Annotated in this window: 12 protein-coding genes and 1 pseudogene; 4 read left to right on the top strand and 9 right to left on the bottom strand. The window is 60.3% G+C overall.

The window, feature by feature from the left end; all coding sequences use genetic code 11:
• Window positions 1-95: 95 nt before the first annotated feature.
• The 3 genes from ACIPL2_RS25280 to ACIPL2_RS25270 form a co-directional block, all read right to left on the bottom strand.
• Window positions 96-1,187, bottom strand: coding sequence for an SMP-30/gluconolactonase/LRE family protein (locus ACIPL2_RS25280; RefSeq protein ID WP_401360902.1), 1,092 nt, complete (start codon window positions 1,185-1,187; stop codon window positions 96-98).
• Complete coding sequence (locus tag ACIPL2_RS25275) at window positions 1,184-2,329, bottom strand: SRPBCC family protein (protein ID WP_401360900.1); 1,146 nt, start codon at window positions 2,327-2,329, stop codon at window positions 1,184-1,186. Before ACIPL2_RS25275 ends, ACIPL2_RS25280 begins: the two co-directional genes overlap by 4 nt.
• A 106-nt stretch (window positions 2,330-2,435) precedes the next feature.
• Window positions 2,436-3,299, bottom strand: a complete 864-nt coding sequence (locus tag ACIPL2_RS25270; RefSeq protein ID WP_401360898.1) for a LysR family transcriptional regulator — start codon at window positions 3,297-3,299, stop codon at window positions 2,436-2,438.
• A gap of 135 nt (window positions 3,300-3,434) precedes the next feature.
• Between ACIPL2_RS25270 and ACIPL2_RS25265 the strand changes: the two are divergent.
• A pseudogene (locus ACIPL2_RS25265) lies at window positions 3,435-6,066 on the top strand (MGH1-like glycoside hydrolase domain-containing protein).
• A 143-nt stretch (window positions 6,067-6,209) separates the two neighbouring features.
• Here the strand turns inward: ACIPL2_RS25265 and ACIPL2_RS25260 are convergent.
• The 3 genes from ACIPL2_RS25260 to ACIPL2_RS25250 all read right to left on the bottom strand — a co-directional run bounded on the left by ACIPL2_RS25260 (window position 6,210) and on the right by ACIPL2_RS25250 (window position 9,453).
• Entirely contained in the window at window positions 6,210-8,057 is a 1,848-nt protein-coding gene (locus ACIPL2_RS25260; protein WP_401360993.1) for an amidohydrolase, read from the bottom strand.
• A gap of 306 nt (window positions 8,058-8,363) precedes the next feature.
• Window positions 8,364-8,678 (bottom strand): SCP2 sterol-binding domain-containing protein, encoded by a 315-nt coding sequence (locus tag ACIPL2_RS25255; protein WP_007946492.1) that lies wholly within the window; start codon window positions 8,676-8,678, stop codon window positions 8,364-8,366.
• Between the two features lie 64 nt (window positions 8,679-8,742).
• Window positions 8,743-9,453, bottom strand: a complete 711-nt coding sequence (locus tag ACIPL2_RS25250) for a histidine phosphatase family protein (protein WP_401360896.1) — start codon at window positions 9,451-9,453, stop codon at window positions 8,743-8,745.
• Window positions 9,454-9,657: 204 nt separating this feature from the next.
• Here ACIPL2_RS25250 and sohB point away from each other — a divergent pair, with 204 nt between their 5' ends.
• On the top strand, window positions 9,658-10,680 hold the full coding sequence (gene sohB / locus ACIPL2_RS25245) for a protease SohB (protein ID WP_401360894.1): 1,023 nt from the start codon (window positions 9,658-9,660) through the stop codon (window positions 10,678-10,680).
• Window positions 10,681-10,764: 84 nt separating this feature from the next.
• On the opposite strand, the gene ACIPL2_RS25240 is transcribed toward sohB, so the two are convergent.
• The gene (locus ACIPL2_RS25240; RefSeq protein WP_007898212.1) at window positions 10,765-11,259 is read right to left on the bottom strand and encodes a DUF934 domain-containing protein; all 495 of its coding nucleotides are present in this window, start codon (window positions 11,257-11,259) and stop codon (window positions 10,765-10,767) included.
• Window positions 11,243-12,901, bottom strand: a complete 1,659-nt coding sequence (locus ACIPL2_RS25235) for a nitrite/sulfite reductase (protein ID WP_401360892.1) — start codon at window positions 12,899-12,901, stop codon at window positions 11,243-11,245. Before ACIPL2_RS25235 ends, ACIPL2_RS25240 begins: the two co-directional genes overlap by 17 nt.
• 522 nt (window positions 12,902-13,423) lie before the next feature.
• Between ACIPL2_RS25235 and ACIPL2_RS25230 the strand changes: the two genes are divergently transcribed.
• Complete coding sequence (locus ACIPL2_RS25230; protein WP_401360890.1) at window positions 13,424-14,509, top strand: ABC transporter substrate-binding protein; 1,086 nt, start codon at window positions 13,424-13,426, stop codon at window positions 14,507-14,509.
• A 7-nt stretch (window positions 14,510-14,516) separates the two neighbouring features.
• Here ACIPL2_RS25230 and ACIPL2_RS25225 read toward each other — a convergent pair whose 3' ends face one another.
• A complete protein-coding gene (locus ACIPL2_RS25225) occupies window positions 14,517-14,735 on the bottom strand; it encodes a DUF2970 domain-containing protein (RefSeq protein WP_059405948.1) in 219 nt (72 codons plus the stop codon).
• A gap of 160 nt (window positions 14,736-14,895) precedes the next feature.
• On the opposite strand from ACIPL2_RS25225, the gene ACIPL2_RS25220 reads away from it, so the two are divergent.
• A complete protein-coding gene (locus ACIPL2_RS25220; protein ID WP_401360888.1) occupies window positions 14,896-21,465 on the top strand; it encodes an NEL-type E3 ubiquitin ligase domain-containing protein in 6,570 nt (2,189 codons plus the stop codon).
• Window positions 21,466-21,550: the final 85 nt, after the last annotated feature.

Here is a 21,550-nt window from a genome sequence, read left to right as displayed (position 1 = left end):
AGCGGGCTTGCTCGCGAAAGCGGTCATTCAGTTGACATCTCTGTCGGCTGACACGGCCTCTTCGCGAGCAAGCCCGCTCCCACATTTGATTTGCGTTACTTCTGCAACGCGGTACTTAGCGGCAATCGCGCCATGTGATCGGCCTTCAACGAGCCGAAATACAACCAGTCCCCGTATTCGCGCACGGTGGTAATCGGCGAATAATTGTCGCTACTGCCATCCTGCAGATTGGCAATCACCTTGCCTTCAAGGTCCAACCCCAAGAAAAACGCGCGTTTCTCCACTGGTTTGGGCAGCACTTTCATGGCCCGCGCAATCATCTTGCGCACGAAGGGATGCGGCGCCGTGGCGTCGAGCAGTGCGTTACGCGGGGCATAAAGCGCCACCCAGAAGCGATCCCGGCCGTTGAATGCCAGGTTGTCCGGCAACCCCGGCAAGTTGTCGATGAACAGATCGTGGGTGCCGGCTTTCGGACCGCTCAACCAGTACCGGCTGATGCGGTAGGCACCGGTTTCGTTGACCAGCACATAGCTGTCGTCCGGACCCAGGGTCACGCCGTTGGCGAATTCCAGCTTATCCAGCAGCACCGCTGTTTTGCCGGTCTGGAAGTCGTAGCGCAGCAACCGGCCGTCGCCACCGTGCTCGATGATCGCCTCGCCGTCCTTGCCATAGCCGAAGCGGCTGGAGGCATCGCTGAAATAGGCATAGTGCCCGGACTTGTCGATGGCCACGTCGTCGGTGAAACCGAAGGGCACGCCGCCGGCGGCGGTGGTCAATGCAATCAACCGACCCTGGGCATCCAGCGACAGCAAGCCCTTGACCCCGTCGGCGATCACCAGCAACCCGTTGGGATGGCGAGCCAGGCCCAACGGCCTGCCGCCGGTGTCGGCCAGGATTTTGGTCACTTTGCCATCGAGACTGGTGCGAATCAGCCGACCGTCATGCAGGCCGGTGATCAGGGCGCTGTCTTCCAGCAGCAACGCCTCCGGCCCCTCAATACCGGCGATCCCGACGCGTTCGACACCTTTGAGGCGCTGATTATCGGCGTACAGTCCGCTGGTCAGGGAGGGCGCCGGTGGCGGCGTCCAGGCCACCGGTTGCACCTTGGTCGGCATCAGCAACACGTAGGCGCCGATGGCCACGATCACCAGCAACACGAAATGGCGAAACTTGACGGTTCGACTCACGCCGCGGCTCCAGTGGAGGCCAGGTGTTTAAGCGCCATCTCGCGCAGGGCTCGCATTGAGGCTGCCGACTCATTAGCGATGCGCCGCTTGAGCAGCAGGCGATTGGCGATGCGCATCGCCAGGCCGCTGAATTGGTACTCCAGGGTGCGGACAAACCGCGTGCCGTCACCTTCAGCCTCGCACTCGTAAGTCACCACCAGCGACAGGCCATGATCGCCCCGGGCCCGAGCGCACCAGCGCCGTCCTGGCAAATATTCGTCGACGATCCAGCTCAAATGCCCCTCGCGCCCGCCCGCCCGAATGTCCTCTTCGAAGCGAACTCCGGCATGCAACGGGCCGCGCTGGCCTTCGACCTTGAGGGATGACGGATGCCACTCTGGCCAACGGGTCACAGTGCTGGCGTAAGCGAGCACGTCGATCGGGTTGGCGGCAATGTTGATCTGATGCTGCATGCGGGTCATGGGCGTACTCGTCGAGTTCGGGGAGATTTGCTCCGGCTCCCAGTAGAGGGTGCCGAACAGATAGTCCATCAGCGGAAACACGATGTTGAAGTTGCGCTCCTGCATCAGCTCGCGGCGGTGATGCAGTTCGTGCAGGCGACGCATCTGGCGGATCCACGGCAGGCGCGTGACCGGGTTGCCGGGGGGCAGGTGTTCGCACGCATGGAACACTTCATAAGTCAGGTAACCGAGGACCAGGCACCCACCGAACAGGCCGGCGACATTGGCGTCGAACTGCTTGAGCAGCCACCAGAGGGGCAGGGTGATGACCCCCGTGTGCAACACAATCAGCCAGGCCGGAAACAGGATCACCCGCCAGTCGCGGGCGTTGTCATAGGTCATGTGGCCGGGGGCGAAAAAACTGTGATGGTCGCCGGCATGTCGGGCATAGAACATTCGCGCGAAGCTTTTTTTGTGGTGCCCCAAGTGCCGGTGCACGCTGTACACGCCGAAGTTGAACAACAGCAAGGTCAGCGGCACGGCCAGCCACTCTTGGGGCGTGACCTGATGCACGGTGCTCCAGAATCCGCCAATGGCCAGCACCCCGAACAGCAGCACAAAGGCGCCATGCAACCAGGGGTTGTAGAGTGGATGAATGTCGGCGCGGTAGCGGCTGCGAAATGATTCGGTGGTCTGCCTCACTGCGTTCACCTGAGGTTATTGTTATAACCAGCAGCGTAGCCGATCCCGTCGTTTTGGCTGGGCGAACCTTGCGGCCACAAACGCCATGCTCCGGTGCAAACCGGACTCAGGTCAGCGGGTTCCAGCGCTGCGACCAGTCATCGTCGGACCGGATGACTTCGCGCAGCAAGTCGAAGGCCTGCTGCAAGGTCGCCGAGTCGCGGTCGCGGGAGTAAACCAGGTAGGTGGGGTAACTGAATTCCGGGGCCTTGGGCACTTGTTCCAGCAGGCCATTTTGAAGATAGCTCTGGACCACCCGGGTGCGGAAGTAGCCACTGCCGCCGTTTTCCAGAATGTACTGCAAGCCCAGTGGGCCGAGGTTGAAGCTCAACGCGGCTTTGGCTTTTTCCGGCAACGCGGCATCGTGCTGGCGGCGGAAGTCCGGGCCCCAATCGATGTACACATACGGATCGGGTCGTCCGGCCAGTCGGACGAGGACCAGTTTTTCTTCCAGTACCTGTTCGACTTGCAGGCCTGGCCAGTATTCGGGCTGATAGACCAGCGCCGCATCCAGCACCCCCAGTTCCAGTTGGCGCAGGAGGTTTTCGCCGTCACGGATGTCCATGCGCAGGGCGTGGCTGGTGATTTTCTCGCGCAGCGCCCCGGCCCAACTGAGCATCAGCGGGTTGCACAGACTGACCTCGCCCCCGATGTGCAGCACGTCGTGGTAACCCTCGGGGAGCGGCAAGTCCCGGCGTGCAGCTTCCCAGGTCTGCACCAGTTGATTGGCGTAGACCACAAAGGCTTCACCGTTCGGAGTCAGGCGGGCACCGGCGCGGTTACGCACGAACAGCGTGCTGCCCAATTGGCTCTCGAGCTTCTGCACGCGCGCGGTGATCGCCGTCTGGGTGACGTGGAGTTTTTCGGCGGCAGCGGCGAGGCTGCCGTGACGAACGATTTCCAGGAAAGTGCGGGCGAGTTCGATGTCCATGGAGAGGCCGGTGCGGGAAGTGCAGGCATTGTAAGCCAGTTCATGCAGCCTCCGCGCAGTACCTGTAGCGGCGACAGGTGGTGTTCAGTCGCGAGGCACTACACTGCAACCGTCTTTCGCCCAACGGACTCACCCATGACGGTCAAACCCGCTGCGAACATCCAAGGCACTGTCGAAGGCCAGCGGCTGGTCGGCAGCGAGGCCGAGGCCTGGCGTGAATGGGGGCCTTATCTGAGCGAGCGCCAATGGGGCACGATGCGCGAGGACTACAGCGCCGATGGCGATGCCTGGCGCTATTTCCCTCATGATCATGCCCGCAGTCGCGCCTATCGCTGGGGCGAAGACGGGCTGGCGGGGTTTTCTGACAAGGCCCAGCACTGGTGCCTGGGATTGGCGCTATGGAACGAGCGCGACCCGATTCTCAAGGAGCGTCTGTTCGGCCTGAACAACGCCGAAGGCAATCATGGCGAGGACGTCAAGGAACTGTATTTCTACGTCGATGGCGTACCGAGCCACGCCTACATGCGCATGCTCTACAAATACCCTCAGGCCGAGTTTCCCTACACCGACCTGATCACCGAAAACGCTCGCCGAGGCCTGGCGGATACCGAGTACGAAATCCTCGACACCGGCGTGTTCGAGGACGACCGCTACTTCGACGTGACGGTGGAATACGCCAAGCACACGGCCGACGACATCTTCATGCGCGTCACCGTGCACAACCGCGCCGATCAACCGGCGCGCTTGCACGTACTGCCTCAACTCTGGGCGCGCAACACCTGGAGCTGGGTGGCCGACGGGCAGAAACCGAGCCTGACGCTGGAGGGTGATCAGGTTCTGGCGCGGCACCCGCAACGGGCTGATCGACAGGCCAGTGCCTGGGGCGAGGAAGACTGCGAATGGCTGTTCTGCGAAAACCAGAGCAACTTCCCCAGGCTTGACGGTGTGGTGGCGAAAGGTCCGTTCAAAGACGGGATCAACGATTTCCTGGTGGATGGCGTCAACGACGCGATCCGCCGTGACGCGGGAACGCGGGTGGCGGCGCATTTTGTGCTGGCCTTCGAGGGCGGTCAGAGTCGCAGTGTCTATCTTCGCTTCGCCCCGTCAGGTGCCGCTCGGGTAAATGCCAAGGCGTTGTTCGAACGCCGACGCGCCGAGGCCGACGGGTTTTACGCCGCGCTGCAAAGCGCGATAGACGACCCCGATGCGCGCAACGTGCAACGCCAGGCCCTGGCCGGGTTGCTGTGGTCCAAGCAACTGTATTACTTCGACGTCAACCAGTGGCTCGACGGCGATCCGGCGCAACCTGCGCCACCGCCCGGGCGCTCGCACATCCGCAACAAGCACTGGCGGCACCTGTCGAATTTCGACATCGTCTCCATGCCCGATACCTGGGAATACCCGTGGTACGCCTCCTGGGACCTGGGCTTTCAGGCCGTGGCCTTCGCGCTGATCGACCCGGAATTCGCCAAGCATCAATTATTGCTGCTGGTCAAAGACCGCTTCATGCACCCCAACGGCCAGTTGCCGGCCTATGAATGGCGCTTCGACGACGCCAATCCGCCGGTCCATGCTTGGGCCTGCTGGCGGGTGTATCAGCAGGACAAGGCGCTGACCGGGGCCGGGGACATGGACTTCCTCGAACGGATTTTCCATAAGCTGCTGCTGAATTTTTCCTGGTGGGTGAATCGCAAGGACGCCGAGGGTCGCAACCTGTTCCAGGGTGGCTTCCTCGGGCTGGACAACATCGCGCTGTTCGACCGCTCGGCCGCGTTGCCGCCGGGCTACCAACTCGATCAGGCCGATGGCACCGCGTGGGTCGCCGCGTATGCCCTGGACTTGATGCGCATCGCCCTGGAACTGGCCAAGCGCAACAGCGTGTACGTCGACATCGCGGTGAAGTTCTTCGAGCATTTTCTGTACATCGCCGGGGCGATCAATCGGGTCGACTCTGAAGCCGAAGGGTTGTGGGACGAACAGGACCGGTTTTTCTACGACGTGCTCCACCCGCCCGGACGGCGTCAACGAACCGCTGCGCCTGCGCTCGATCGTCGGTCTGATGCCGCTGTTTGCGGTGCAGGTACTGGAGCAGCGCGAGCACGAAGGTTTGCCGGGATTGCGTGAGCGCCTGCTTGGCTTCATGCATCATCGACCGGACCTGGCCAGTCTGGTTTCGCGCTGGACCGAGCCGGGGGAAGGCAACCGGATGCTGCTGGCGCTGTTGCGTGGCGAACGCACCAAGGACTTGCTTAAACGCATGCTCGACGAGGGCGAGTTTCTCTCTGAATTCGGTATTCGCTCGCTGTCCAAAGCCTTCGCCGAGCTGCCGTTTGGCATGCAGATCAACGGGGATCGGCTCTGCGCCCGTTACGAGCCGGCGGACGCGGGGTCGCGGCTGTACGGCGGCAACTCCAACTGGCGTGGGCCGGTGTGGATGCCGATCAACTACCTGTTGATCGAATCCTTGCGCGAGTTTCACCGTTACTACGATCAGAATTTTTCGGTGGAGTACCCGACGGGGTCGGGATTTCTGGCGTCGCTAGAGGACGTTGCCGACAGCCTGAGCCAGCGCTTGACTAGGTTGTTTCTGCGAGATGAAGCGGGCAATCGACCGTCGATGGCGGCGTATGCGCAATTACAGGCCGACCCTGCCAGCCGCGACCTGGTGTTGTTCCATGAGTATTTTCACGGGGAAACCGGGCGCGGGTTGGGCGCGAGTCACCAGACCGGGTGGAGTGCGTTGGTGGCGCTGTTGTTACAACCTTGATCGTGCGTCCAACGACGATCAAATGTGGGAGCGGGCTTGCTCGCGAAGGCGGTGTGTCAGTTACCGTTGATGTCGGCTGACACGACGCCTTCGCGAGCAAGCCCGCTCCCACATTTGATGGTCGGTGTTAATGGGAACGTCGTTCAGAACGCGAAACACGAACAACCAAACGCCCCCCAGAAACCGGCGAAATCGCTGACCGGTGCCGAGGATAATCGCGCCCGTTCATGGCTGTGCGCATGCACCGCACACGCCCCGACGCACTGATGCACCTGCGCCGCCATCGGCGCCAAGGGTTTCCAGTGTCCCGGAACTGTGGTCACCGGCGACCATTCCGGTACCACGGGAATTGGAGGCGGCCCGAGTTTTTCGAACTCGACGGCGCCGTAGACGATCTTGCCGTCAACAATGGTCAGCACCGATTCGATCCATTTGACCGCTTCGTCCTCGATGTGAAAGTAGTCCGCCGACAGCGCAATCAAATCCGCCAGTTGCCCGACCTTGATCTGGCCTTTCTTGCCTTGCTCCGAGGAAAACCAGGCGCTGCCATGGGTGAACAGTTCCAGCGCGGTGTCGCGGCTCAAGCCTTGCGGGTACAACTCCAGGCCACCGACGGTGCGGCCGCTGACGAGCCAGTACATCGACGTCCACGGGTTGTAGCTGGAGACCCGCGTGGCATCGGTGCCGGCGCCAACGGGGATTCCTTCGGCCAGCATGCGGGCAATCGGTGGCGTGTGCTCGGCCGCCTTGGCGCCGTAACGGTCGACGAAGTACTCGCCTTGAAACGCCATGCGGTCCTGAATTGCGATGCCGCCACCGAGGGCTTTGACCCGTTCGATGTTCTGCGGGGTGATGGTTTCGGCATGGTCGAAAAACCACGGCAAACCATCGAACGGAATGTCGCGATTGACCTTCTCGAACACGTCGAGCATGCGGCTGATGGACTCGTTGTACGTCGCGTGCAAGCGGAACGGCCAGCGTTGTTCCACCAGGTGCCGCACCACCGGCTCCAGTTCCTGCTCCATGGTTTGCGGCAGGTCGGGGCGTGGTTCGAGGAAGTCTTCAAAGTCTGCCGCCGAGAACACCAGCATTTCCCCGGCACCGTTGTGTCGCAGGAAGTCATCGCCCTGACCGTAGCGGGAGGTGCTGGTCCAGTTTTTGAAATCGGTCAGCTCTTCCTTGGGCTTCTGGGTGAACAGGTTGTAGGCGATGCGCACCGTGAGCTGTTGGTCTTTGGCCAGTTGCTGGATGACCTGATAGTCGTCCGGGTAATTCTGGTATCCGCCGCCGGCATCGATGGCGCTGGTGACCCCCAGGCGATTGAGTTCGCGCATGAACTGGCGGGTCGAGTTGACCTGGTATTCCAGTGGCAGTTTCGGCCCTTTGGCCAGGGTCGAGTAGAGGATCATTGCGTTGGGGCGGGCGATCAGCATGCCGGTCGGGTCGCCATTGGCATCGCGCTGGATTTCACCGCCTGGCGGGTTCGGTGTGTCGCGGGTGTAACCGACCACTTTCAACGCCGCGCGGTTGAGCAGGGCACGGTCGTAGAGGTGCAGGACGAACACCGGCGTATCCGGCGCAGCCTTGTTCAGTTCATCAAGCGTAGGCAGGCGCTTCTCGGCGAACTGGAACTCGTTCCAGCCGCCGACCACCCGCACCCATTGCGGTGTGGGGGTGCGATCCGCTTGATCCTTGAGCATACGCAAGGCATCGACCAGTGATGGCACGCCTTCCCAGCGTAGTTCGAGGTTGTAATTGAGGCCGCCACGGATCAGGTGCAGGTGCGAGTCATTGAGACCAGGAATCACCGTGCGTCCGTGCAGGTCGACGATTTTCGTGCCGGGCCCTTGCAGGGCCATGGCCTGGGCATCGCTGCCGACCACCACGAAGCGCCCATCCTTGATCGCGACGGCGCTGGCCTGGGGTTTCTTGCGATCGACGGTGTGCAGGCGTCCGTTGTACAGAATGAGGTCGGCCGGGGCATCGGGCATGGTTTTACTCCCTGCGAATAGCGGGCTGATCCAGGCGCCGACGGCACCTGCCGAAAGGCCTTGCAGTACACGTCGGCGATTGAAACCGTCGTGGTCGTCAGGTGGGCTCATGGCAGTGCTCCGCGCAGAGGCTCTTCATGAAAAAGCGAGGGCAAACAGCCGGTGTCTGACGCAGGCGGCCAGAAAGAATATAGACGGCAAATCCGTGGAGGGCCGTTTTCCGGGGGTGAAAAACGACAAATCCCGCCACAAGGGGCGGGATTCGTGTGCAGCCAGAGAGGCTCCCCGAAGCAGGGAGCCGCCGTCTTAGCTTGGGAACAGCTCGGACAGTTTCATCGCCAGCATCATGTCGCCTTCAGCGCGCAGTTTGCCGCCCATGAACGCTTGCATGCCGTCGGTCGAACCGTCAACGATGCCTTGCAGGGTTTCGCCGTCCATCACCAGGGTCACCTGGGCGTCCGGGTTTTCGCCTTCTTGCAGCTCGCAGGTGCTGTCCTTGACGATCAGCGAGAAGTTCTTGGTGTCGTCGATGCGGAAACCGAAGACCAGGTCCAGACCGGCAGCAGCGGCTGGGTTGAACTTGGCTTTCATTGCTTGTACGGCATCAGCTACGGAGGTCATGGTTCGATCCTTTCTTGGGTAATTAGAGCTGGGTGATTACAGCCAGGGTCACAATAGTCCGGACTCAGCGAAACGTGATGAGTTCCGGGGCCTTCAACAGTTGCAGATGGGCATGACTGTTGAAGGAAGCCAGCGCCACCTCGCGACCACGGAACTTCAGTTGGTTGAGCGAGGTGTTGACGATTTGCCAGTTCAGTTCAAACGCCTGGCGGGCAGGCATTTGGGTAATGAGGTGGAGCAGGGCAGTGATGGTGCCACCGGACGTGAACACGGCGATTTTCTGGGTATTGTCGGCCTGTTCGAGGATTCGCTGCAGACCGGCCTGCACGCGCTCGACAAACCCCAGCCAGCTTTCCAGGCCCGGTGTGTCAAAAGTGCCGGCGAGCCAGCGTTCGATGATCAGGGCGAAGATGCGCTGGAACTCGGCGCGGTTTTGCGCGGCGTTGCGCAGGATGTCCAGCGCCTCGGGCTCGTCCGCCAACATGGCCGGGAGCAGCGCGCGGATCACCGCGTCGGCGTCGAATTCATTGAAGGCGGAATCGATTTCCAGGGGCGGAACCGGCAGGCCCACGGCCGCGAACTGTTCCAGCGCACTGTTGGCCGTATGCTGCTGCCGGCGCAGGTCGCCCGAGAGGCAGCGATCGAAGCTGATGCCGAGCCCGGCCAGGTGTTGGCCGAGTACTTCTGCCTGGCGAATACCGGTCGGCGACAGGACGTCATAGTCGTCTGCACCAAAGGAGGCCTGGCCATGTCGAATCAAATAGATACTGCCCACGTCCGCGTCATCCCGGTACGTTGAAGGTTCGGCGAGGTTATGAGGATGGCGGTGAGCTGTCAATGAAAAAACATACGCTTGTTTGAAATGCCCGTTACAGGCCTGTTGCCAGAGGTTTCACGGCTGGCCGCCGGGCCGACGCATGGGTATGCTGGTGCTAATCCCGCGCGCGTTAATGCAGCGCATCGCATTGAAGGAGTCCCTGTGGAGTTTTTTGCCGAATACGCCGTTTTTCTGGCCAAGACCGTGACACTGGTGATCGCCATTCTGGTGGTCCTGGCCAGTTTTGCGGCCTTGCGCAGCAAAGGTCGACGCAAGACGGCCGGCCAACTGCAAGTCAGCAAGCTCAATGATTTCTACAAAGGGCTGCGCGAGCGCCTGGAGCAAACCCTGCTCGACAAGGACCAGCTCAAGGCCCTGCGCAAGTCCCAGGCTAAAACCGAGAAAAAACAGAAGAAAAAACCCGAGGCAAAACCGCGGGTGTTCGTGCTCGATTTCGACGGCGACATCAAGGCCTCGGCCACTGAAAGCCTGCGCCATGAAATCACCGCGCTGCTGACCCTCGCCACGCCCAAGGATGAAGTGGTGCTGCGCCTGGAAAGCGGCGGCGGCATGGTCCACAGCTACGGCCTGGCGTCCTCGCAACTGGCGCGTATCCGTGAGGCGGGCGTGCCGTTGACCGTGTGCATCGACAAGGTCGCGGCCAGCGGTGGCTACATGATGGCGTGCATCGGCGAGAAGATCATCAGCGCGCCATTCGCGATTCTCGGATCGATCGGCGTGGTGGCGCAGTTGCCCAACGTCAATCGCCTGCTGAAAAAGCACGACATCGACTTCGAAGTCCTGACCGCCGGCGAATACAAACGCACCCTGACGGTGTTTGGCGAAAACACCGAGAAGGGCCGGGAGAAGTTCCAGGAAGACCTGGACATCACCCATCAACTGTTCAAGAACTTCGTGGCCCGTTATCGCCCGCAACTGGCCATCGATGAAGTGGCCACTGGTGAAATCTGGCTGGGCATCGCGGCGCTGGACAAGCAACTGGTGGACGAACTGAAGACCAGCGACGAATATTTGGCCGAACGCGCCAAACAGTCCGAGCTCTATCACTTGCACTACGCCGAACGCAAAAGCCTGCAGGAACGCATCGGCATGGCGGCCAGCGGTTCGGTGGATCGGGTACTGCTGAGCTGGTGGAGCCGGTTGACCCAGCAACGCTTCTGGTAAGCATCGCCCCGTAATCGTTTATGCCGGACACAAAAAAGCCCTGAAGCGGATTTCCGATTCAGGGCTTTTTGTTGTACGCGTTACTTAGCGGCGACGGAACAGCGGCAGCGGTTCGTCAGTGGCGGCCTGATAGGTCACCGAGAAGTCCTTGAGACCTTCCAGGGCTTCGTACGGATCTTTATCGGCGCGGATTGCAAACGCGTCAAAACCGCAGCGGTGCAGGTAGAACAACTGGTCGCGCAGGACATCGCCAATCGCCCGCAATTCGCCTTTGAAACCATAACGGTCACGTAGCAAACGGGCGTTGGAGTAGTTGCGGCCATCGGTGAAGGCCGGGAAGTTCAAGGCGATCACCTGGAACTGATCCACGTCTTCACCGATTTCTTCGGCTTCTTCATCGGCATCCAGCCACACGCCCAGGCCGCCATCGCGGGCCTTGAGCATGCGGCTGTGTTCGCGCCACAGTTGCAGCGGGACGATGTAGTCGTCGCAGTTGCTGATCTCGTCGATGTTGAAATCCTTGGGCAGCAGGTGCCAGGTTTCGTCGACGACTTCGTTGTTCTTAATTATTCGCTGCATAGACGCGCTCCTTGAAGAGGTCGATACCAATACGCTGATAGGTGTCGATGAAACGCTCGTCTTCGGTACGTTGTTCAAGGTACACGTCGATCAGCTTTTCGATCACGTCAGGCATGGCGTCCTGGGCAAAGGACGGGCCGAGGATTTTACCCAGGCTGGCGTCGCGGCTGCCGCTGCCACCGAGGGACACCTGGTAGAACTCTTCGCCTTTCTTGTCTACGCCGAGAATGCCGATGTGGCCGACGTGGTGGTGACCACAGGCGTTCATGCAACCGGAGATGTTCAGGTCCAGTTCACCGATGTCGAACAGGTAGTCCAGGTCGTCGAAACGGCGCTGGATCGATTCGGCGATCGGGATCGACTTGGCGTTGGCCAGGGAGCAGAAGTCGCCGCCCGGGCAGCAGATGATGTCGGTCAGCAGACCAATGTTCGGCGTGGCGAAACCTTGCTCGCGCAACTCGCCCCACATCGCGAACAATTGACTCTGTTCAACGTCGGCCAGAATGATGTTCTGCTCGTGGGAGGTGCGCAGCTGACCGAAGCTGTAACGATCGGCCAGGTCGGCAACGGCATCGAGCTGCTTGTCGGTGATGTCGCCCGGTGCAACACCGGTCGGCTTCAGGGACAGGGTTACAGCGACATAACCCGGCTTCTTGTGGGCCAGGGTATTGCGGGTGCGCCAGCGGGCGAAGCCCGGATGCTGCTTGTCGAGTTCGGCCAGTTCGGCAGCCTGGTTGTCCAGGGCCTTGTAGTCCGGGTCGACGAAGTGTTTGGCGACACGATGCACTTCGGCGTCGGTCAGCGTGGTCTGGCCACCGCGAAGGTGCTCCATTTCCGCGTCGACTTTCTGTGCGAAGACTTCCGGGGTCAAGGCTTTGACGAGGATCTTGATCCGCGCCTTGTACTTGTTGTCACGACGGCCATAGCGGTTGTAAACCCGCAGGATGGCGTCGAGGTAGCTCAACAGGTCTTTCCACGGCAGGAATTCATTGATGAATGCTCCCACCACCGGCGTACGACCGAGGCCGCCACCGACCAGCACACGGAAACCCAGTTCGCCAGCGGCGTTGTGCACCGGCTCAAGGCCGATGTCATGGACTTCGATGGCGGCACGGTCGGAGGTCGAACCGTTGATGGCGATCTTGAATTTACGCGGCAGGTAGGCGAATTCCGGGTGGAATGTCGTCCACTGACGGACGATCTCGCACCACGGACGCGGGTCGATCAACTCGTCGAAAGCGACACCGGCGAACTGGTCGGTGGTGACGTTGCGCAGGCAGTTGCCGCTGGTCTGGATCGCGTGCATCTGCACGGTGGCCAGTTCAGCCAGGATGTCCGGAATGTCTTCCAGGGCTGGCCAGTTGAACTGCACGTTCTGCCGGGTACTGATGTGGGCATAGCCCTTGTCGTAGTCGCGGGCAATCTTGGCCATCATTCGCGTCTGGCGCGAAGTCAGTTGGCCGTAAGGCACCGCCACACGCAACATCGGCGCGAAACGCTGGATATAAAGCCCGTTTTGCAAGCGCAGGGGGCGGAATTCTTCTTCGCTCAGCTCGCCTGCCAGATAGCGTCGGGTCTGATCACGGAACTGCTTGACGCGGTCCTCGATGATCCGCTGATCGTACTCGTCGTATACGTACATATAAGTCCTGTTCTCAGGCTTGGGCCGGTCGGATCCAGCTGCGTTTTTGGCTTGCTGAAGTCTCGATACTGCCTCGGCAATTCTGCGCGCACGGCCGCGCACTCCCAACGGAGCCGGGGCAAGATACCAGTTTGCAGTTATGCGCAAAAGTGATGTTTGAGTATATGCAAAGAACCAAAACGACTAATGAGATGCATTGGGCTAAAACCCACATTTGTGGTGCGGGCAATCGTCGTCTTTACTGTGGTCGAGTCTTTATGCAATCACCGATAAAACCGACAAGAGGCGATGCAATGAGCAACCCTACCAAAGCTTCAAAACCCGATAGCACCGTCGATGCCTGGGCGATTCTGTTTCTGATCATCCTGGTCGTGGGCACAGCAGTCTTCTGGGTCAGTCATCAGTAATCGACCCCGTCCGGGCCCTGTCCTGACGATTGTTGGACAAAAACCGGAATAAACGCCGTTTGACGGGAGTTCGCTGGCTATAATGCGCGGCGAATTTTCAGGGCTCGGGCGATCAATGTTGAAGTTTCTGTGTGGTGTACTGCTGACGCTGGGTACGGTCGTGGGACCGTGCGCTCAAGCGGCGTCAGTGTTGTTCCTGAATCCGGGAACCACCAAGGAAGCTTTTTGGGTCAGCTACTCGCAATTCATGCAGGCCGCCGCCACTGACCTGGACATGGATTTGCGCATCCAGTATTCCGACCGGGTGGCCGAAATCACCCTCAGGCAGGCGCGCGAAGCCCTGCAAGGGCCGGTTCGCCCGGACTATCTGGTGTTCGTCAACGAGCAGTACGTCGCCCCCGAAATCCTCCGCCTGTCCCGAGGCAGCGGGGTGAAACTGTTCATGGTCAATAACGCCCTGACCGCAAGCCAGATGAGCCTGCTCGGCTCGCAGCCGGACAACTACCCCGATTGGCTGGGTAGCCTGGTGCCCAACGATGAGGAGGGCGGCTACCTGATGCTCAAGGAGCTGATTCGCCTGCACGGCGCGGTAGGTCCCGGTCAGTTCATCGACCTGCTGGCCTTTTCCGGTTTGAAGATCACCCCCGCCGCGCAGTTGCGCGAGAAGGGCATGATGCGCGCCCTGGCCGAACATCCTGAAGTGCGGTTGCGTCAGTTGGTGTATGGCGGCTGGACCTATCAGCGGGCCTACGAGCAGGCCAAATTGCTATTCAAGCGCTACCCGCAGACCGCGCTGGTCTGGTCGGCGAATGACGAAATGGCCTTCGGCGCCATGCAGGCGTATGCCGAAACCGGCGGCAAACCCGGGAAGGACGCGCTGTTCGGTGCCATCAACAATTCACCGGCAGCGTTGCAGGCGTTGCTGGACAATCGATTGAGCGTATTGCTGGGCGGGCACTTCAGTCTCGGCGGCTGGGCGCTGGTGCAGTTGCATGATGACGATCAGGGCGTGGATGTCAGCCAGTATGGTGGTCGCGACCGGCAGATCCCGTTGTTGCAATTGATTGATCGGGCGCAAGCCAGGCAATTGTTGGCGATGGGCACGGCGCAGAATTTCGGCGTGGATTTCCACAAGCTCTCGGCCAAGGGCAAGCCCACGACGTACCGTTACCCGTTCAGCCTGCAAACGTTGATGCACTGAGCCGGGTTCAAACGCCCGCCAGGAGCAGCACCAGTTTTACGATGCCAAACAGTGTCAGGGCGAACACCGCTGTGAACAGGATCCCCAGAATCACGAAATGACTCGGCTTGCCGTGCGTGAAATCACGCGCGCGGTTTTTCCCGCTTTGCACCCCGAAGGCCGCCGCCATCACGCTGTGCAGCATCTGCCAGAACGTCGGCGGTTTGTTGTCGACTGGGTCGTCCATAAATTCCTCGCCTGAAAGAATGTCCCAAGAGCATAGCCAATCCGGCCGTTCGTGCCGCCGAAGCCGTTGGTAACACACCGGCATTCACGCCATAACTATCTACCGCAGAGGCGCGTTCTTCAAATGGTGTCCTGTCGTTCCATTTGTCAGGAGCGACACCATGCCCCGTATTCACCGAGAAAAAACCAGCCTGCATAGCGAGTTCCTTGAACAGGTCAGCCCCGACTGGCTGATTGACGCCACGCCGGCCAGACGTGCGGCGATAAAAGATTCCCGGGCGCACCTGCCGGCCTGGTATGAAGGCGCGTCCATCGAGCAACGGCAGGCACTGAGCAACAGGTTCAACGCCAGTTTTACCGCCCAGACAGCGCTGGACAAGACGATGTCAGCGCTCCAGGACATCGACACATTCGCCGCCCCGTTGCTCGGCACAGCCTTGAAGGAGCAGTTCGGGATCGACCTGGACGTCAATAAAACCCTGTTGTGCCTGAGGCGACCGCTGGAAGTGGGCGTCTTTGAAATCGAAATCACCTCGTTCGAGGTGCTGAAACTGTCGTTGTTGCAGGCTGCGCTGCATAACTTTGAAGCGTCCGAGTGCGAGGAGGGCGCCTTTCATCAAAAATCCGGGTTTGTTGTAGAAACCTTGACCCCCGGCACGTTTGAAGTCGCCACCGTCGCGATGACGGTCAGGCAGTTCTTGTCACTCTGTCGCACGCTGGATATCGGCGCCCAGTATCAAACCTACGTGAAAGGGTTTTTCCAGCCGGCGGAGGCGCAGAGGGAGGCGACGCTTCGCCAGCAATTCGTGAACAGTCAGAAAACAGCGCTGAGCGCCGCTGCCGAACTGGCCCTGTTGAAAAAGGATATCGAGCCCGAAGACTACAGCATGATCCAGTCGGTGGTCGGCGGTGAAATCCACCCCGTTCTGGGTAACAGGCCGGTGTGGTTTCGCGACTTGAGTTTGATGAAACGAAGAATGACCGGCTGCGTCGTGTTCAGCATCTGTGAACAATACCGCTATACCGATGATTTCATCGTTTACATCCCCCACGACCCGGAGCACCCGCTCAAGCGCTACACCCCTTCGCAGTGGCGTGATGAGTTCAAACGCCAGTTCACCGCCGGTGATGAATCGCCGTCCGATCAGGGGCGCGCGACAGCTCATCAGCGTTTTTTCAGCCAGTTCGTGGCCTACGCCGACCGTCCGTATTATTTCAGCCAGTTCACCCGACCCTCAGCGGACTCGCCCTCTGATCCATGGCGATCCATTTGGGTAAAAGTCGCCCAGTTAGTGCCGCCGATTTCGACCATCGCCCGTATCAAAGAGCTGCCGCCCGAGCCCCAGGCCACGCGCGAGCCGGTCGAAGACCCTTATCTCAATCCGTTCGCTGTCACTCGCAAAGGGGCTGATGGCATCTGGTCCGCCAACAGCGATCTCTGGACCTATCTCTACGAACAGCACCGCGCCAAGGTCATCGCCGACGCGCGCAGTCATGCGGTTCCCACCGCTGACGTCGATGCGAAAGTACGCGCGGAAAAGCTTAATCACCTGCTGGAAATCGGCATGCTGGGATTGAACATGGTGTCGATGTTCGTCCCGGTGCTGGGCGAGATCATGATCACCGTGATGGCCGGGCAGTTGCTGTACGAATCCTTCGAGGGGGCGATCGAATGGAGTGAGGGCGATCGCCAAGCCGCCAAGGCGCATCTGATCGACGTGGCGCAGAATCTGGCGCTGATCGGCGTGATGGCCGGCGGGGGCAAAGTGCTGGGCAAACTGGCAACGCTGAAACCCGAGCCGGTGATCGAGAAACTCGATCACGTCACGCGAGCAGATGGGAAAAGCCGTTTATGGAAACCGGACCTGAGGGCGTATGAAAGCGATCTTGCGCTGGGTCGAAATGCAGTCCCCGACGCACGGGGACTGCACCGGGTAAACCGCAAGACCTACCTCCGGCAGAGCGGCAAGGTCTATGAAGTCACCTACGATGAGCCGCAAAAAAAATGGCGCATCAAGCATCCGACCGACGCTAACGCCTATCAGCCGATCCTCGAACACAACGGGCATGGCGCCTGGCGACATACGCTTGAGCGCCCGCTCCAATGGGACCGCTTGACGCTGCTGCGGCGCATGGGGCCGGTGACCGAGGCGTTGAGCGACGAGCAACTGCTCAAGATCGCGGACGCCGTCGGTGTCGATGACAATGCCTTGCGTAAAATGCACCTGGATCATCTGCCGCCGCCACCGGAGTTGGCTGACGCCTTGCGGCTGTTTGCGGTTGATGTCGGCGAGGTTGAAGCCAGTGATCCATTCATCACCCTGTTGCAACGAGCGTGTCCGGGCCTGGGCGAATCTGCAGCGCAACGGATTCTGCTGGATGCCAGTGCCGAGGAGCTCACTCGCCTGAAAACATCGCGACGAGTCCCGTTGAACCTGCTGGAACAAGCCCGTTGGTATGCGCAGCAGGGGCGTGTGGGTCAGGCCTTTGCCGGTCTGCACCTTGGACGCATGGTTTCGGCTGACAGCCAATGGCTTGCCTTGCACGCACTGGAAAAACTGCCGGGATGGTCCGACGAGGTGCGCCTGGAGATTCGCGACGGCCACATCAACGGCCCGCTGATCGATGGCATCGGCCGCGAGGCCGCTGCGAGTCGCAAGTATGTGGTCAAAAAGGGCCCGGCCTACCAGGCCTTCGATGAACATGGCGAGGCACTCAATAGCGTGCCCTCGATGGGCGACAATTTTTTCGCCTCGATCCTACACGCCTTGCCTGATGAGGCGCGCCAGGCACTGGGTGTTCCCCACGTCAGCCAAAGCGCCGATTTACAGCGGGCCATTGTCGACTCGGCCATCAAGCATCGAGCCGAATTGGCGCAACGACTGGAGGAACGCTCGGGCAGGAACACGACGTTCAAACCGCCCGTACGGGTGACAGAGCGCACCGTGGGCTACTACGCCAGCGGACGCGGCCAAGGGGTCAATCTATCGTTGGTGAGTCGCGTACGGGATGTCTATCCGCTGCTCACCGATCAGCAGGCCAACGGTTTCATCCTCAAGCAATTGCGAGAGGGAAAGACCGACGCACAGATTTTCAGCCATTTGCAGAGGCGCCTGCGTGAATGGCAGGAGCTTGAGTCCACGCTCGATCAATGGGTGGGCGACTCGGTTTCGGAGACGACCTTGCAGTCCATGTTGGGGGGCAAGGCGGCCTCGGCGCGAAACATCAAGCAAGCCTGGCGCAATGCACCGCTGGCCGAGGAACAGGCGCAGCTTCGTTCACTTGAAGTGGTGTGTGACGACCCGATTCCGCCTCTGTCGGCGGATTTTTCACACGTGAATGATTTGCTGCTCTGGGGGCGGTGTGTCACGGACGCCAGCATTGATGCGCTGCTGGGCACCTTCCCCAAGCTGAAAAGCCTGCGGATCAATTCAACCAGCGACGAGTTCAGTAACGTGCCCGCGGCATTGAGCTCAATGCCGGACCTCACCGGCCTGAGCCTGTCTTCGGCGGTGCCCTACGCCGTGGACATGCCGTCGAGGTTGAGTGTGTTGACCACACTTGAAGACCTCAGTGTGTTTTCCTCGGGTTATGCACCGCTGGCACTGGATGTCAGCGGCATGCGCAACCTGCGCGCACTCAAGGTCCTTGCACCCTCGCTGGATCAATGGCCCACCGGTGTGCTTGAACTGCCGCACCTTCAACGACTGGACCTGAAAAGCACCGGGATCAGTACGGTGCCGGACGGTCTGTTCGAGGGGCATGAACGGTTGTGGTCCGGATTGTCGCTGGACTGGTCGAAATTCAGCCGTGAACACTTCAAACCGGCCTATGAGTACGTCAAGAATCACCCACAACACCTTATTGACCGGGAAGAGATGGTCAGGGACTACTGCAAAAGTGAGCTGAAACGTCTGGCTGATGGCATGGATGAGCCTTCCTTGGGCCTGTTCAACCATTTTCTCGAGCAATGGCAGGGTGCGCAGGCCAGGTTCGACGCTGTCGATGCCTTGAGCGAGCAGTTCCGCGTGCTGGACGGGCAGTTGAACGACTGGGCCGGTCGTGCGATGCAGCAGAAAATGGATTTGAAGGAAGTGATGGGGCGGTCCTGGGCGGCGGCTTTTATCAGGACGTGTTGGCGTAACGGTGTGCTCAAGCGCTACGGCGCGCCGGTCGATGCCTCCACGCTTGATCTGCCGAAAGTGCAATTCACTGAGTTTCCGCAACTGCCTGCCGGTGCCTTCGATCATGTCCAAACCCTGTACTTGAGAGGGGTGCAAGCGCCGGCCGAACAGTTCCGTGGTTTTGTTCGAGGGTTTAGCGAACTGCACACTCTCGACCTGAGCGCTAATGGTTTGACCGAAGTCCCGATTGCGCCGGGCGATCTTGCGAAGTTGACCCGTCTCGATCTCTCCGGCAACCGACTGGTCGTCGATCCCGAGGTGCAGCAAGCACTCGATGGCCTGCGCGGGGTTGAATCCCTGGACTTGAGCGACAACCCGCTGAACACGCTGGACATCAGCCGGATGACTCGCCTGAAGGTCTTGAATGTGCGGGGCACGAATCTGCATGAATGGCCGACGGGAACGCAAAATCTGCCGCATCTGGCCTGGCTGGATGTGCGTGGCAGCCAGATATACTCGCTACCGGCCGACCTTGTGGATGACGTGCTGCTCAAGAGCCAGCTGACCGGTATACCGTTGACCGCGCAAGCCATGCAGGCGCTGGAAATGGCTCGGCAACGCATCGAAATTGCCAAAGTCCTGCCGGCGGGCACGCTGGAAAGGTTCGATCTGGAGGAAGTGCCGGCGACCTTCCCGCCGACAGAAAGTGGCCTTTCCATCGCCCGGCAATTGCTGCCGTTGCCGCCAGTGCCTGTGGGCGAGGGCAACGCGCATTTTGCCACACGCCTGCAACGACTGAATCCGGCACTCGCCGATGATGAAGCGCTGCAAGCCATCGAGCAGATGCGCAACCGCGGTGCAACCGAGGTTCAAATCATCGAGCGGCTAGGGGAATGGGATCAGACTTTTGAAGACCTGACGCGCCGATTGAATGGTTGGCTGTTTACCCGGGAAACTCACGGCGCAGGTTGGGCAGTATCGTCGGAGAGTCGCCGACTGGGTGCGATGCGAATCCTCGAATGCTGGCGCGAACGTTTGACGGGCGCGGCAGGTGCGATGGGCGAGGTGTTGAATCTCAACGGTCTGCAATTGGGCGATTTCCCCGAGCTGCCGGCAGTGTTCGCTCACGTGGACACGCTGGACCTGACCGGGGTAAGGCTCACCGCGCAGGGCTCCGACGGTTTTCTCAAGGCGTTCACCGAAGTGAAATCGTTGAAGCTCAACGGCAATGAGCTGCGAGCGCTACCGGAGCCCATCCAGTCCATGGTCAACCTCGAACGGCTGGAACTCTCCGCCAATCGATTGAATGATACCGAGCACTTGTACGCTTCGTTGAACCGACTGGAGCACCTGAAATGGCTGGATCTGGGCTACAACGGGCTGGACGAATTTGATGTCGAGGTGTTTGTGCGACTGGAGACGCTCGACCTGCGCAACAACAATTTGACCGATTGGCCGCAAGGCGTGCTGGACGCGAATCATCTCGGCACACTGAACCTGAGCGGTAACTACCTCACCGCAATGCCTTCCGAGATTCTGGATGGCAGCCACGAGGCGCTGATTGCCGGTACAGACCTGAGCGAAAACTACAGTCTGGAGCTTGAGAGTCTTGAGCAGCTCAGGGATTACCGCGAGGCAGGGGCACGCGAAACGGTGATGGGACTGTCGCGCACTGATCTGGACGAAATGCTGGCCGATGCCAGCGGCGAGGGTGACGGTGAAAGTGAAAGCGTCGAATCCGATGAAACCCTGCCCGAGGTACCGCCCGATTTCCAGCAAAGTGCACCTTGGTTAGCCAACGCGGCTCCCCAGGAACTGGCGGGCAAAACGCAGACCTGGAGGCAACTGGCGGCCGAGCCGGACAACGCGGCGTTCTTTCATTTGCTCTCGCGATTGCAGGACACGCAGGAGTTTCGGGTGGCGAATGCCGACCTGACGCGTCGGGTGTGGACGGTGCTGGACGCCGCCGCCAGCAATAGCGAACTCAGGGAAATTCTGTTCGCCAGCGCCAACACGCATGGCACCTGCGTTGACGGTCGAATCCTCACCTTCAGCGGATTGGAAAGCAAAGTCTTCACCCACAACATCTTGCTCGAAATACCCGCAGGGCGTCTGGCCGTAAGGGGTGAGGCGCTGTTGAAACTGTCGCGGCAGCTTTTCCGCCTGGACAAGGTCGACGACCTGGCAACGAAAGCCGCTGCGCGCAACGGTCGGGATGAAGCGGAAGTGCGCCTGGGTTATCGAATCGGCCTGACGGAGGGCTGGAGCGACGGTCTGGAACTGCCGGGGCAACCGAAACACATGACCTATGCCTCGGGCGTAACGCCCCGACAATTGGCAGAAGCCCGGATCGAGGTGATCAGCGCGGAACAGTCCGACAGTTTCTTTGAAGACTTGATCCAGCGTGATTACTGGGTCGACTACCTCAAGGAAAAATACCCTGAAGAATTCCGCGCACTCGATGAGGCGGAGACGTCCGAGGAGACGGTGGATGTCGACGACGCAACGTTAATGATCAAGCTTTTCGACCTGGCAGCGGCGCGCAACAGCAAGATGATCGAACTGTCACGCCAAGAGGTTGACGCCTCGAACAACCCAGGCACCTGACGCTCCCACAGGGACGAAGGCTGGGTACAAAATTGGGCAAATGACCGGAACGACTGTAGGAGCGAGGCTTGCCCGCGAAGGCGAT

This window comes from Pseudomonas sp. NPDC086251 (assembly GCF_044746405.1).
Lineage (GTDB): Bacteria > Pseudomonadota > Gammaproteobacteria > Pseudomonadales > Pseudomonadaceae > Aquipseudomonas.
This window is presented reverse-complemented; position numbering and strand designations above follow the sequence as displayed.